The sequence below is a fragment of the Paenibacillus barengoltzii NBRC 101215 genome, from assembly GCF_004000745.1.
In the GTDB taxonomy this organism is placed as follows: Bacteria; Bacillota; Bacilli; order Paenibacillales; family Paenibacillaceae; genus Fontibacillus; species Fontibacillus barengoltzii.
This window is the reverse complement of sequence record NZ_BILV01000107.1, coordinates 1-14,132: the sequence shown is the minus strand read 5'-3', so window position 1 is coordinate 14,132 and position 14,132 is coordinate 1. Positions and strand designations below refer to the sequence as shown.

General features: G+C 49.6%; 14 protein-coding genes and 1 pseudogene. 8 read left to right on the top strand and 7 right to left on the bottom strand.

From position 1 onward, the window contains the following. The first annotated feature begins 120 nt into the window (after positions 1-120). The 6 genes from PBA01S_RS21305 to PBA01S_RS21280 all read left to right on the top strand — a co-directional run bounded on the left by PBA01S_RS21305 (position 121) and on the right by PBA01S_RS21280 (position 7,437). Positions 121-1,758, top strand: coding sequence for a glycoside hydrolase family 53 protein (locus PBA01S_RS21305; RefSeq protein WP_127576686.1), 1,638 nt, complete (start codon positions 121-123; stop codon positions 1,756-1,758). Between the two features lie 186 nt (positions 1,759-1,944). Then, on the top strand, positions 1,945-3,237 hold the full coding sequence (locus PBA01S_RS21300) for a sugar ABC transporter substrate-binding protein (RefSeq protein ID WP_127576685.1): 1,293 nt from the start codon (positions 1,945-1,947) through the stop codon (positions 3,235-3,237). Between the two features lie 27 nt (positions 3,238-3,264). Beyond that, on the top strand, positions 3,265-4,587 hold the full coding sequence (locus PBA01S_RS21295) for a carbohydrate ABC transporter permease (protein ID WP_085279820.1): 1,323 nt from the start codon (positions 3,265-3,267) through the stop codon (positions 4,585-4,587). Further along, positions 4,584-5,426 carry a sugar ABC transporter permease gene (locus PBA01S_RS21290; protein WP_085279819.1) on the top strand — a complete coding sequence of 281 codons (843 nt, stop codon included), beginning with the start codon at positions 4,584-4,586 and terminating at the stop codon, positions 5,424-5,426. The genes PBA01S_RS21295 and PBA01S_RS21290 overlap by 4 nt, the downstream gene beginning before the upstream one ends. A gap of 27 nt (positions 5,427-5,453) precedes the next feature. Continuing rightward, positions 5,454-6,503, top strand: coding sequence for a glycoside hydrolase family 53 protein (locus tag PBA01S_RS21285; RefSeq protein ID WP_307719283.1), 1,050 nt, complete (start codon positions 5,454-5,456; stop codon positions 6,501-6,503). 7 nt (positions 6,504-6,510) lie between these two features. Next, positions 6,511-7,437 carry an AraC family transcriptional regulator gene (locus tag PBA01S_RS21280; protein WP_255315409.1) on the top strand — a complete coding sequence of 309 codons (927 nt, stop codon included), beginning with the start codon at positions 6,511-6,513 and terminating at the stop codon, positions 7,435-7,437. A 149-nt stretch (positions 7,438-7,586) separates the two neighbouring features. On the opposite strand, the gene PBA01S_RS21275 is transcribed toward PBA01S_RS21280, so the two are convergent. The 3 genes from PBA01S_RS21275 to PBA01S_RS21265 all read right to left on the bottom strand — a co-directional run bounded on the left by PBA01S_RS21275 (position 7,587) and on the right by PBA01S_RS21265 (position 9,760). Beyond that, on the bottom strand, positions 7,587-7,691 hold the full coding sequence (locus PBA01S_RS21275) for an IS3 family transposase (RefSeq protein WP_085279826.1): 105 nt from the start codon (positions 7,689-7,691) through the stop codon (positions 7,587-7,589). 181 nt (positions 7,692-7,872) lie between these two features. After that, positions 7,873-8,817, bottom strand: coding sequence for a mannose-6-phosphate isomerase, class I (gene manA, locus PBA01S_RS21270; protein ID WP_127576684.1), 945 nt, complete (start codon positions 8,815-8,817; stop codon positions 7,873-7,875). Between the two features lie 28 nt (positions 8,818-8,845). Then, positions 8,846-9,760 carry an ROK family protein gene (locus tag PBA01S_RS21265; protein WP_028539797.1) on the bottom strand — a complete coding sequence of 305 codons (915 nt, stop codon included), beginning with the start codon at positions 9,758-9,760 and terminating at the stop codon, positions 8,846-8,848. Positions 9,761-9,873: 113 nt separating this feature from the next. Between PBA01S_RS21265 and PBA01S_RS21260 the strand changes: the two genes are divergently transcribed. Beyond that, complete coding sequence (locus PBA01S_RS21260; protein ID WP_028539798.1) at positions 9,874-10,899, top strand: LacI family DNA-binding transcriptional regulator; 1,026 nt, start codon at positions 9,874-9,876, stop codon at positions 10,897-10,899. 101 nt (positions 10,900-11,000) lie between these two features. On the opposite strand, the gene PBA01S_RS21255 is transcribed toward PBA01S_RS21260, so the two are convergent. Then, the gene (locus tag PBA01S_RS21255; RefSeq protein WP_016311556.1) at positions 11,001-11,618 is read right to left on the bottom strand and encodes a superoxide dismutase; all 618 of its coding nucleotides are present in this window, start codon (positions 11,616-11,618) and stop codon (positions 11,001-11,003) included. 193 nt (positions 11,619-11,811) lie between these two features. Here PBA01S_RS21255 and PBA01S_RS21250 point away from each other — a divergent pair, with 193 nt between their 5' ends. Continuing rightward, complete coding sequence (locus PBA01S_RS21250; RefSeq protein WP_016311557.1) at positions 11,812-12,063, top strand: YuzB family protein; 252 nt, start codon at positions 11,812-11,814, stop codon at positions 12,061-12,063. A 54-nt stretch (positions 12,064-12,117) separates the two neighbouring features. Here the strand turns inward: PBA01S_RS21250 and PBA01S_RS21245 are convergent, their stop codons facing one another. The 3 genes and pseudogenes from PBA01S_RS21245 to PBA01S_RS23410 form a co-directional block, all read right to left on the bottom strand. Next, entirely contained in the window at positions 12,118-12,753 is a 636-nt protein-coding gene (locus tag PBA01S_RS21245) for a helix-turn-helix transcriptional regulator (protein ID WP_028540296.1), read from the bottom strand. Positions 12,754-12,791: 38 nt separating this feature from the next. Next, complete coding sequence (gene trhO / locus PBA01S_RS21240) at positions 12,792-13,685, bottom strand: oxygen-dependent tRNA uridine(34) hydroxylase TrhO (RefSeq protein WP_028540295.1); 894 nt, start codon at positions 13,683-13,685, stop codon at positions 12,792-12,794. A 295-nt stretch (positions 13,686-13,980) separates the two neighbouring features. After that, a pseudogene (locus PBA01S_RS23410) lies at positions 13,981-14,132 on the bottom strand (Crp/Fnr family transcriptional regulator); the annotation flags it as partial.

The window sequence follows — 14,132 nt, the reverse complement described above, 5'->3', positions numbered from 1 at the left end:
TATCATTTTAAAGTGAACATTTTTATATAGCTGTGAAAGTTTTATTATATATAAGCCGATATGTAAGCGCTTTATAATTTAGATATAGAAATTATTATATAAAAAGGAGTTGCAAGGTAAATGAGGGCGTGGTTGAAGATTATCGCTTTGGCTTCTGTATTTGTGCTGATTGTGCCTGCAATTATTCCGGCACCGAAGGCGAAAGCTTCAAGCAGTTTTATTATGGGCGGGGATGTATCCATGCTCCATGAGGTGGAGCAACGGGGTGGAAAGTTCTACGATAATGGGGTAGAGAAGGATGCATTGGAGATTTTGAGCGATCATGGGATGAATGCAGTCCGATTGCGTCTCTGGGTTGATCCTTACGATAGTGATGGCAATCCGTACGACGGCGGAACAAATGATCTGGCGACGACGATATCGCTTGCTCAGCGAGCTAAGGCTCTGGGTATGGATGTCTTGCTCAATTTCCATTTCAGCGATTTCTGGGCCGATCCGGGAAAGCAAAATAAACCGAAAGCGTGGCAAAATTTAACCTACAGCCAATTGCTCACGGCTGTCTACGATTATACCAACAGCGTCATCACGCAGATGAAAGCTGCGGGCGCGCTGCCGGATATGGTGCAGGTCGGTAATGAAGCCAGCAGCGGTATTCTGTGGGATGACGGTAAAGTCGGTGGGGGGATCGATGATTTTACCCAACTTGGCGAATTGTTAACCTCGGCCATTAATGGGATTCATGCGGCTCTGGCAGCGGGCGAGGATATCGAGATCGTACTGCATCTGGACCATGGAGGCGACAACAACTTGTATACCTGGTGGTTTGATAAAATCGAAGAGCAAAATGTCGATTACGACATTATCGGTTTAACCTATTATCCGTTCTGGCATGGAACGATGGGGGAACTGGCTTACAATTTGAATGCCATTAGCAACCGCTACAATAAGGATGTGATGATCGTCGAAACGGCGTATGGATTTACGTTGGATGATGGCGATGGTCTGGGCAACTCTTTTTATACGACAGAAGAAGAAGTTGGCGGCTATCCGGCATCGGTTGCGGGCCAGACGGCATATTTGCGGGATCTGAAAGAAATTGTACAAGACGTGCCGAACAATCATGGCCGCGGTATTTTCTGGTGGGAGCCGACATGGTTGCCGGTAGAAGGGGCTCATTGGGGAAGTGAGGCAGGCAAGCTGTACAATAATGATACCGGGTTATTGTCCAATCCGTGGGACAACCAGACGTTGTTCGATTTTTCCGGCAATCTGTTATCAACGGTTTCTGTATTTACTGAAAGCACCCCGGTGAACCTTGTATCCAACCCGAGTTTTGAAGCGGATGGCTGGACAACGACGCCAACAGCTTGGAACCGCTGGGCGGCCAATACCGCATCATATCAAGCCATCAAGGTCGAGAACAATGGCGTTACCGGTAGCTACAAACTTACGCACTGGCTCGACACCACGTATGAAGCGTCCACCTATCAGAATATCACTGGATTGTCCAACGGCACCTATACTTTGTCAGCCTGGGTGCTTAACAGCGGAGGGCAAGATACGGTTCAGCTGTATGCCAAGAACTATGGCGGATCAGAGCGTAATGTGGATCTTCCCGTGAGTCCGGAAAAATGGGTAAAGGTGAAAATCGAGAATATTCAAGTCACTAATGGCCGAATTGAAATCGGCGTCTATTCTAAGGCCAACGCGAACAACTGGATGAATCTTGACCACGTCAAGCTGTATAAAACGAACTGACGCCAGCGGTTCGAAGCAGCCTCAGCGAGCCTTTGTCTTGCTGGAGCTGCTTTTTTTTTTTGCTATGGAGAGGGAGAATTTTTATACGGGTAGCAAAGATTTATTATATATAAACCAATCTGAAAGCGTTTTATATTTAAATTGATGGTTGATTCGTTAGCAGGTGAAGAGAAGGGGGAAATGAACATGAGAATGAGAAAAACAATGGTATTCTCGTTAATTTGTATGATCATGCTGGCGTTTTCGGCTTGTGCACCCGACAGGACGGGGCAGCTAAACGGCAATGAGGACAATAACGGAGGGGGCAATGGAGGGATTGCCGTACAAGAGCAGGGAAGCGGGGAGGACGAAAAACCGGATAAATTGATCATATGGTCGAATGACGATGCCAAGCATGTGACAGCGGTGGAGCAGCTTGCAGGCGAGTTTACGGCGAAGACGGGACTTCCGGTGGAAGTCGTGCCTGTCAGCGGCTCCGAGCAGGTGCAAAAGCTGGCCTTGGCCGCTCCTGCGGGGAATGGACCTGACCTGTTCTATCAGCCGCAGGATCGTTTAGGTGATATTGTCGTGCAAGGTTTGGCTGATCCAGTGGAGCTTTCGGAACAGGAGCGTGCGCAGTACAGCGAGGCGGCCCTGAATGCGGTACAGTACGAGGGACAAATCTATGGCTTCCCGATCTCGATTGAAACCTATGCGGTGTACTACAATAAGGCGCTGATCGATCAGGTGCCAGCTGCCCTGGAGGATGTTGCCGAGCTATCCGCTGCGTTGACAGATCCCACCAAGGATCAGTATTCGTTTCTGATGGTACCGGATTTTTATTACGTGATTCCGTTTATTACGAATTATGGCGGATATATTTTTGGCGAGAAGGATGGCAAGTATGATCCGGCTGATCTTGGTTTGAACAATGAAGGCTCGGTACAGGGCATGACCGCCTTTGCCGACTTTATCAAGCGCACGGGTATTCCGGTAACGATGACCAGTGATGTGATGGATACGCTGTTTCTGGAGGGTAAGGCCGGTATGGTTATCAACGGGTTATGGGCAATGAAGACCTACTCCGATAAGCTGGGAGATCAGCTCGGGACAGCATCCATTCCGACAGTGAACGGAAAGTCTGCGCCTTCCTTCGTTGGGGTGAAGTCTTGGTTTATTTCCGCCTATTCCGAGCATCCGTCCTGGGCGAAGCAGCTTGCGCTTTTCCTGACCAATTCGGACAGTTCGGAAGTGTATTACGAGAACACGGGGGAAATACCGGCCCGGCCAGATGCACAACAAAATATTGGCGATCCGTTGTATAGCGGATTCGTGCAGCAGATTGAAAGCGGGATAGCGATGCCGAACATTCCGGAGATGAGTGCTGTCTGGAACATGGACAGTGCCGTTGATTTTATCGTGCAAGGGGAGGATCCGCCGTCTGTATTAGATGAAGTTACAGAGCAGATCGCGGCCCAAATCAAGGCGACGGGTCAGTGACGATATCGTACTTTGGAGGAATCATCCATGAGAGAGCAAAATGCTGTACCATTAGGGCATCCAACACCAGGGATACATCAGAAGCACCGGCCCTGGCTGGCGATGGTGTTGTCCATTCTGTTTGCTGGCCTGGGGCAGCTGTACAATCGCAGCTATATCAAAGGAATTATACTTATCCTGATTGAACTCGCATTTATTATTACCTTCTCTGATTTTATTGGATTGGGTCTCTGGGGGATCGTCACGTTGGGGACGATCCCGAAGGTGGACCATTCGATCTTTCTGCTGGTGTATGGACTGCTGTCGCTCCTCATGCTCGGGATTGCTGCGGTAATTTATGTTCTTAACGTCAGGGACGCCAAAAGGCAGGCAGAGCAAATCGCCAGAGGCTGGCAGCGCCCGAAGCAGCGTGAAACGATAAAGCAAGCGTACATGAACAGCATTCCTTATATTTTGTCCGTACCCGGATTTATTTTATTAATTTTTGTCGTTGTTTTTCCGCTGTTGTTTGCAATTTCGCTGGCGTTCACCAACTATGATCTGTACCATTCTCCGCCGCGAAATTTGGTCGATTGGGTAGGGTTTGACAATTTTATCAACCTCGTAACGGTGCCGATATGGAACCAGTCATTTCTTAAGGTGCTGTCCTGGACATTGGTCTGGACGATTGTTTCAACAACGCTGCAGATTGGCCTGGGATTATTTTTGGCGGTGCTGGTAAACGACAAGCGCATTCGCTTCAAGCGTTTGATCCGCACGATTCTCATTTTGCCGTGGGCCATTCCCAACTTTGTGACGATCATGATTTTTTCCGCGTTGTTTAACGATCAATTCGGTGCGATCAATCGTACGATCCTAGCCCGGTTCAATATCGCTCCAGTCCCGTGGCTGACCGATCCGTTGTTTACGAAGATTGCCCTGATCAGTATTCAGGTGTGGCTAGGTTTTCCGTTTTTGTTTGCGTTATTTACGGGTGTGCTGCAGAGCATCTCCCATGATACCTACGAGGCTGCCGATGTGGACGGCGGTACGCGCTGGCAGAAATTCCGTTATATTACCTTGCCGCATGTGCTGTTTGCCACAGCACCATTATTAATCATTCAGTACACGTCCAACTTTAACAATTTCAATATCATTTATTTGTTTAATGGCGGGGGACCTGCGGTTCGCGGGCAGACGGCCGGCGGTACGGATATCTTGATTTCCTGGGTGTATAAGCTCACTTTTACGACGAACAACTACAACATGGCGGCAGCCATCTCCCTGATTATCGGGATAATTGTGATCGCCTTCGCTTTCTTCCAATTCAGAAGAACCAAGTCGTTTAAAGAGGAGCGTGATCATTCATGAGCAGGCGCATGAAATCCCGGTTGGAAGTAACAGCGATCTATCTGGTCATCGGGTTGATGACGATCGTGATCTGCTATCCGCTTGCGTGGGCCATCGGCCTGTCCTTTAACGCCGGCACCAGCTTGTATTCGTCTAGCATTATCCCCAAGGAGCCGACGCTGGAGCATTACCGCTGGTTGTTCACCAGCCCGGAGAGCAATTATCTCATCTGGTACAAAAATACACTCTATGTTTCAACAATTAGCAGCCTATTGTCCATCCTGTTTACATCAATGACAGCGTATGCCTTGTCGAGATTTGAGTTTGTCGGCAGAAAAAGCGGCATGTACGTGTTCCTGCTGCTGCAGATGTTTCCGGTTATGATGGCGATGGTTGCGCTCTATATCTTTTTAAATTTGATCGGGTTGTTAGACACCTTGATTGGGCTGATTATGATCTATGTTGGCGGTCAGATTCCTTTTAATGCGTGGTTGGTGAAGGGATATTTAGACACGATTTCTCGGGAGTTGGACGATGCGGCGAAGATCGACGGGGCTGGGCCGATCCGTGTGTTCATCAAGATTTTGCTGCCCTTAATTACACCGATTTTAGCGATTGTGGCGTTGACTAACTTTATGCTGCCGATTTTCGATTTTATTTTGCCATCGATCATTCTGCATGATAAGAGCAAATATACGTTGGCGGTCGGCTTGTACCATTTTGTCACCGAAAAATACTCTAGTAATTTCACGGTCTTTACAGCTGGAGCGATATTAATCGCCGTTCCGATTGCCGGGATTTACTTGTTTTTGCAAAAGTATTTTATATCAGGACTCGCTGCCGGCGGTACCAAAGGTTAACGGCAAAGAGAGAAGGAGTGGATGAAAATGAGCATAGAATTTATTAAAGGTGCGGACATTTCTTTTGTCGATGAAATTGAAAGTGAGGGCGGCGCGTTTTATGAACATGGCCGAAAGCGCGATGTGTTGGATATTTTAAAGGACAGCGGAGTGAACTCCGCCCGCTTGCGCCTGTGGAACAATCCGGAGTTCGATTACTGCAATCCGCGAAAAACGATCAAGATGGCGAAGCGAATCAAGGAGAAAGGGCTGCATTTTTTGCTGGACTTCCATTATTCCGATTATTGGGCAGATCCCTCCAAGCAACATATGCCGAAGTCTTGGGTCGGCTTGAGCTTTCCGGAGCTTGTAAAGCAGGTGGAGGAGTTTACGGCTTCCTTCTTAAAAGAGTTAGAGGCTGAAGGGGCATTGCCGGATATGGTGCAGGTGGGAAATGAAATTACCAACGGCATGATCTGGGATGAGGGGCGCGTCGATGGCGAGTACAATACGCCGCAGCAATGGGAGAAGCTGGCCGCGCTGATCGCTGCTGGTGTTCGCGGCGTGCGGGCTGTTCCCAAGGAGGGGCAGCCGATTCCTGTTATGATCCATATCGACCGCGGCGGCGATAATGCGGGCAGCCGTTTCTTTTTTGACAAGCTAGCGGAGTTCAACACGGATTATGATATTATCGGTCTCTCTTATTATTCATGGTGGCATGGCACTCTGGAGGAATTCACGGACAATCTGTATGATTTGGCTGGGCGTTACCGGAAGCCGATTGTCGTGGTAGAAGTGGCTTATCCATGGACGATGATGTCGCCGGACGAGCAGCCGCTGATCTTTAATAAGGAAGAATGGGTGTATCCCGGTTTTCCGCCGACGGTAGAAGGGCAAAAAAAGTGGCTGGAGGAATTGATCCGACGCATTAAACAGGTGCCTGATGGGCTTGGTTTGGGGCTTTATTATTGGGAACCTTGCTGGATTCCGTCCAAGCCAACCTGGTCAGTCGGGCATGAAAACAACTGGTCCAATTTGACGCTGTTTGACTATAGCGGCAACAAGCTGAATTCTCTAGATGCATTTTTGGAAGAATGACCCGAAAATGATGTTGAAAGGAAAGCAAGCCATCCTACATAATAAAGGTAACAATGCAGGGGTGGTGAAGCTTTTGGACTGGGGAGATGAGAACATTCGCTATGTGTTTTCGTCGATCGAGCGTTCGCTTCCTTTATTTTTGGAGTCGATCGGTTATAGCGCATGGGAGCGTGTTTTTCAACGCCCTGAAGGTTATCCTTATTATCACTGGCTTCACACATTGGAGGGCGAGGGTCGCTTTGAATTGCTCGGTGAGGCGGTTTCGCTCACCAAAGGAAAGGGTGTATTATTGAAACCGTTTACCCCGCATAGCTATTATCCGGTGTCGGATCGTTGGTCGACCATCTATATTACATTTGGCGGAGCGTCCGCGGCGTCGATTATGGAGTCCTTGAACATGAATGCCTCGACCTTCTACGAGGAGGGGGAGGAGCAGTCCTTTGGCGCGTTGTTCAACGACTTGTTCCGGCGTATCGATCAGGCGGAATCCCATAGCGAGATTGAGGTATCTACAGATCTTTATTATTTCTTGATGCAGTTGCGCGAATTCGGTATGCTGAATAACCGCCCGTCGTTGTCACAATACTACAACAAGCTGCAACCCATCGTCCATTGGATGGAACAGCATTTAGCTGATAACATCGGCTTGCAGGAGATTGCAGAACATGCCCATATTGGCATGAACGCGCTGCATGAACTGTTTCAGCAGGCTTTTGATATGAGCCCCTACTCATATCTTATTCAGTTGCGTCTGCGTGAAGCGAAGAAGATCATGCTGCAGCATCCTAATCGTGCCCTTCGCGAGGTGGCCGAGCAAACGGGCTTTAATGATGTCAGCCACTTCGTGGCAACCTTCCGTAAGAAGGAAGGGATCACACCGGGAAAATACCGCGAGTTACATCTGAATGCAGATTGGGCTAGCACAGGAGAGTAGGTTGGAAGCCTGTTTTCCTTAAAATTTTGAACAGTATGGGCAGTGAAGATATTAGCAGTAAGGATAGTGAAGTATACGGAACGAGATTATAATTTAAATATAAAGATGCATAGAGTATCGAGCATTTTTAGATCAAGATGATTACTGTATTACACAGGGGTCATCTTTTTTCGTTCCCATTGATATCTATAAATGTTGTAGTAATGGATGTAACGGTTAATTTTAATTGACAGTACTTCTAGAGATAAGCAAATTGCTCAATTGTATCCGTGGCTAAATCTAATGTTCTTTTTCCGATTCGGTGAAAAGTTTTTTAATCATGATGTCCTCCGTCCTGGATGTTAGTACAAGTATAAATCCCCACAGCCTAAACCCCTTTTTTCAAAGTGTCTAGTCTATGGGGACCAGTTTAGATGGCATCTCGGTCCTTTTTAATTACTCATGGGACATGATGAATTCCAGTTCACCGCTGAAACGGTAAGGTCCGAAATTTGCTGGCAGGATGAAATGGTCGCCTTTCACCAAATCGTAGCGGTGTTCACCAGCTGTCAGCGTTCCACTGCCAGCGAGTACACTAAAGATCGTATATTTCTCGTTTGGCGCAACCTCAGCATTGCCAGATACGTTCCATTTTTCCACCGTAAAGAAGGAGTTGGAGACGAATGAGGTGATTGCCAGACCGTCTTTTTGTTTAGTTTCATAGGTTACCGGTACATACGCTTGCGGAACGGTGGTGACGTCGATCGCTTTCTCCAGATGAAGCTCACGGGTGTTGCCGTCTTTGTCACGGCGATCATAGTCATACACACGGTAGGTGGTATCCGAGCTTTGTTGCGTTTCAAGCACAACGATGCCTTTCCCCAGGGCGTGCAGCGTGCCGCTTGGAACATAGAAGAAGTCACCTGGTTTCACGGGTACTTTCGTCAGGAAGCGATCCCACTCGCCGTTTTCGATCATCGAGACGAGTTCTTCTTTGGTTTTGGCTTCATGGCCGTAAATGATGACAGCCCCCGGTTCGGCATCTACGATGTACCAGCATTCGGTTTTGCCCAGCTCGCCGTTCTCGTATTTGCCAGCGTACTCATCGTCTGGGTGCACTTGCACCGACAAGTCGTCGGAGGCGTCGAGAATTTTCGTCAGCAATGGGAACACCTTGGACGAGGAGCGGAACAGCTCCGGATGAGAGGTCCACAAATCCCCCAGCTTCATGCCTTGGTACGGCCCGTTCTTCACTACACTTTGCCCGTTCGGGTGAGCGGATACGGCCCAGCATTCACCGGTGTGGTCATTGGGGATGTCATAGCCAAACAAATCTCTGAGCTTGGTGCCGCCCCAAATGCGTTCTTGGAAAATCGGCTGCAAAAAAATTGGTTCATTCATCGTTATCGGACTCCTTTTGTCTGTAGGATCAGTATGGAATATGGATTAGGGCAGCGGCGCCAATCAAGCCAGCGTCTTGATGAAGCGCAGCAGGAACAATAGGGGTTTGACGGCCCGAAGGATTCAGCGCGTACTTGGACACGTAGTCCCGCACCGCGTTGAACAACGGCTCGCCAACCTGAGATACACCGCCGCCAATGACCAGCTTCTCCGGATCAAACGTATTAATGAGGGTTACACAGCCAACGCCGATATTTTCGAAGACTTTGGCTACAAGCTCCTGAATCACAGGTTGCCCAGCCGCCGCCAAATCAAAAGCTTCTTTAGAAGAAACCTCACGGCCCAACAGCGCCGAAGCTTGTCTAGCGACCGCGGTGCCGGAGGCTACGAATTCCCAGCAGCCCTTCTGCCCGCACACACAGGTGCCGACGGACGGATCCACAACGATATGACCGACATCGCCGGCATTCCCGCTTGCTCCAGTGAGGAGCTTGCCGTGGGAGTAGATCCCGGCTCCAATCCCCGTACTAATTGTGATAAACACGAAGTGGTCCGCATCCTTGGCAGCGCCAAGCCATTTTTCCGCGAGGGCCGCAGCGGTCGCGTCGTTCTCCAGTCGGATCGGCAGACTGAAATAGCGCTTCAGTGAGTCGACGATCGGGAAGTTCCACCAGCCCCGCAGATTCGGCGGTTCGGCGATTTTACCTTCCTTCGTGTTAAGTGGGCCGGGAGCACCAACGCCGATGCCTAGAAGCTCGGACTCTGCGATACCTTGGGCGGTAATGATGTCTTGGATGGCTGCAGCCATCCGGTCGACCATCACTTCAGGCCCTACCGTCTGATCGGTCGGCAGTGAAACCTTCGCCCGCACTTCACCGTCCTTGCCAATCAACCCGATGGCCGTTTTTGTGCCCCCGATGTCGATACCAATTGCATAACTCAACGTTCATTCCTCCTGTGGAAGTGAAGATTCATAACTTGACAAACTTGACAAAATAAATATTTGTAAAGTACTATGTAGGTTAAGTGTAGCATGATTCGAAAGGAATGAAAAGAATGGGGCGCAAAAAGAAAGTCTCTATGCAGGATATCGCCGACCGGCTGCAAATTTCTAAAAATGCGGTGTCCTTGGCGCTAATGAACAAAAAGGGCGTCAGTGAGGAGATGCGCCGTCGCGTGCACGAAACCGCGCGAGAGCTGGGGTATGGCCCATACGCGCACCATGAGAGCGGACAAGCGAATATTCTGGTGCTCGTTCCCGAACGGATCATGAGCTATCAGGATAATGATCATTTTCAGTTTTTTCACGATATGATTTGGGGATTGGAACGAAGCGCGCGCAAAAAAGGGCTTAACGCCGTTATCACCCCGCTTGACCGAGAGATGGAAGCAGCACGTTTGCTGCCGGGACCGTTCACCGATATTCCGTACCGGGGAGTCATTCTGTTTGGGATTGTGGACCGGGCGTATGCGGAGCGGATATGGGAGCTGGACACGCCGCTGGTGCTGATGGATTCCTACTATCACGATCTGCCTTGTCCGGCTGTCACCTCGGATAATATAGAGGGGGCCTATACGGCGGTATCTCATTTAATTGAAGCCGGCCATCGGGACATTGGGTTTATCGGACCCACGAATCTGTCGACCAGTCATGAGGAGCGCTGGTTTGGCTTTGAGAGAGCGATGAAACAGCAGGGGCTCATGATTCGGGAGGCGGCTTGCTTGACGACGTCCAAGGGATATGATTATACTACGGCGGAAATTGCGCAATTTCTGGATGGATTAGAGGAATGGCCGACGGCGTTTTTTTGCGGGAATGATCGCATTGCTTATTTGCTGGCTGGTCTCTTGAAGGAGCGAAACCAACGATTCCCGGAGGATGTCTCGATCGCCGGATTTGACGATTTGCCTTACGTCAACAGCGAAGGGTTACATGTGACGACGATGCGGGTGGAGAAGGAGCGGATGTGCGATGCCGCTATAAGCTTGCTCTTGTCTGACCTTGGGCGTTCCCGAGAGAAGATTCACTGGCAGGTCCCGCCGACGTTGGTTGTACGAGAGTCCGTTGCTCGGAGAGGATAGGGCCCACGGGTTACATGAAAAAAAGGGTGCCCACCGAGCCGGTTAACCGGTCCAGTGGACACCCTTATGCGTTCGTGCAGGCGTTACGCCAACACGCAAACTTATTTGTTCAGCGCTGCTTCATAACGTTTCTCAACTGCAGGCCAGTTGATGACGTTAAAGAAAGCGGCGATGTAGTCAGGACGTTTGTTTTGGTATTTCAGGTAGTAAGCATGCTCCCATACGTCCAGGCCAAGGATTGGCGTTTTGCCTTCCATCAGCGGAGAGTCTTGGTTAGGCAGGCTGTATACGGACAATTTGCCGTTAGCATCTACGGCCAGGAAAGCCCAGCCGCTGCCGAAGCGAGTGGTAGCTGCTTTTGTGAAGTCTTCTTTGAATTTGTCGAAGCCGCCCAGCTCGTTGTTGATCGCTTCAGCCAGTTTGCCGGAAGGTTGGCCGCCGCCGTTCGGGCCGATGGTTTCCCAGAAGAGGGAGTGGTTCGCATGGCCGCCGCCGTTGTTGCGAACAGCAGTGCGGATGCTCTCTGGCACGCTGTCCAGATCGCTGATCAGTTCTTCAACGGATTTGGATTGCAATTCTGGAGCGGATTCCAGAGCTGCATTCAGGTTCGTTACATACGTATTATGGTGACGATCATGGTGAATCATCATCGTTGTTTCATCGATATGAGGTTCAAGCGCGTTGTTCGGGTAAGGCAATGCAGGTAATTGATGTGCCATTTCTAAATCCATCCTTTCTTCAATATGTAGTAGTAATTCCGACAAGACTAATTATAAATCCGCAGATCGACTTAGTCAACATATATGTATATTAAGTATGTTAAATCGTTCGCAGCCATTGACAAATCGGTTCGTGAATTTCATAATGAGGGTTCAAGCATCATTAGCCTAATAGTTTGGGGTGAAAGACGTCATGGGGTTGGGCATCGTAATCGTTGAGGTGTGCGACAGCAACCTGATGAGCGCGCTTGAGCTGGAGAAGCTGGAAGAGGAATACCCCGAAATTGCCGTAATGCGTCAGGACTGTCTTAGTTTATGTGGCTTATGCAAGCTCAGACCTTATGCACTGGTGAACGGCAAACGCGTCTTTGCCAAGACGACGGAAGAGTGTATCCAGCTCGTGAAGCAAGCCATTGAGGACGAGTTAGCCGTCTATGATATATAACCAAAAAAGCAGCCATCAGGCTGCTTTTTTCTTTAATAGGCGAATATTCTTCCCTTACTGCTCCCGCTGACGGATCACATACACGCATTTTCTCCCTTGCTGGGCTAAACATTCCGTACGTTCGACATCAGCATCCAGCAGCGATTCGAACAGCTTCAATTCGCAATCGCAGGCATGATTGTAACGATTCGCGATTTGCGAGATCGGGCAGTTATGCTCCATCAGCACGTATTCGCCGCCATCGGTTTCTTGAAGCTCCGTCATGTACCCGTTGTCGTTTTGAATCTCCGAGAGTGTACGCACCTTTTCGGTCAGCGATTTCCCTTGCATCTCGGTCATATATTTGCGGCTCAGCTTCTCCTTACGGCGATCGAACAGGCGGTCCACCATGACTTCGCCGCTCTCCTCGGCCAATTCGTCCAGCAGATCCAGCGTCAGCGAATGATATCTCTTAGGAAAAAGTCCCTCAGCCAGCTCGGTTAACCCATAGACAGCAGTGGGGCGTCCTGCCGTCTGCCGAACCATTTTCGATTCGATCAGCCCGTCGCGTTCCATCGTGCCGAGATGGCGGCGGACCGCCATTTCCGTGATCTGCAGTTCGGTCGTCAGCTCTTTGGCACTCAGAGGTCCGGCGGTTTTCATTAAATGAAGAATCCGCTCGCGGGTGGAAAGGTCTTTCTTCGTATTCATATGAGACACTCCCTTTCGGGTGATAGTTCCGGCGGTTCTTAACTTTGTGAGGCGACGAGAGCAGCTTCCCGGCACGCTTCCGAACAGAAGCCCTGGTGTTCCTCTTCGCAATCCTCACAGCAGACATATTGCAAATTGCACACCGGGCAGTTGATATACCGGTCATGCGACGTACCGCAATGGTGGCAACTGGCGATCACGATGTCCTCGTCCGTGCGGTTGATCGGCACGGAAATCCGTTCGTCGAACACATAGCACTTGCCGTCAAAAAGACGTCCTTTCACCTGCGGATCTTTGCCATAGGTCACGATTCCGCCTTCCAACTGAGCAACGTCGGTGAACCCTTCGTTCAGCAAGAAGCCGGTCAGCTTCTCGCAACGGATGCCCCCGGTGCAGTAAGTCAAAATTTTCTTATCCTTGTACTCGCTCAGATTCTGGCGAATCCATTCCGGAAACTCGCGGAAGGATTCAATATCCGGCCGAATCGCTCCGCGAAAATGGCCGATATCATACTCATAATCGTTACGTCCGTCCAGAACGATTACATCATCCTGCTGGAGTTGCTCATAAAACTCGACGGGGGAGAGACGCTTGCCGCTGATCACGTTAGGGTCAAGCTCCTGATCAACGCGGAAGGTCACCAGCTCTTTTTTGTGGCGAACAAACATCTTCTTAAATGTATGGCCGTCGGCTTCATCGATCTTAAACACGATATCGGCGAACAGCGGGTTCGCTTTAAGGTCGTTCATATATTTCTCAGTTTGCTCTACTGTCCCGGACAAGGTCCCGTTGATGCCTTCGGCAGCGATCAGGATGCGGCCCTTGATTCCCAGCTCCTTGCAGTATTGCAGATGCTCGGCAGTGAAGGCGGCAGGATCCTCGATGCGGACAAACTTATAAAATAATAATACGCGGTAAGCGTGTTGTTCCATTATTCAGATCACCTATCTATTCTATGATGAATTCTACTGCATTGTATTCCAAGGTTCTCAACTTAGTCAATATATAAGTATAGTAAGTATATTAATACAGGTCTAGCGGTTATTCTTTCCTTACGCTGTCGTGGAAGCAAAGCATTTGGAAAATAAGGGTTGCCGAGACCTTCGGTTCTCGCAGGTGCAGTAATCGCCGAGCTGTGTGCTTGGGGTGCCGTGGGTCGAAACAGAAGATATTAAATAGAAAAAAAGCCCGCCATCCGGCGGGCTTTCTTCTATATATGCCTGGCAGTTACGCCGTGCGTTTCATATCGTTCAACGGTTGCTTAGGTGTTGGAGCTTGCGTTCCGGCATCGCCTTTTTTGTGGAACAGCTTGCGGAGGTAAGGCATTACGTAGTAGTCGAGACCGATTTTACCAGCGTTTGCGGCTGCCACAAGAACCA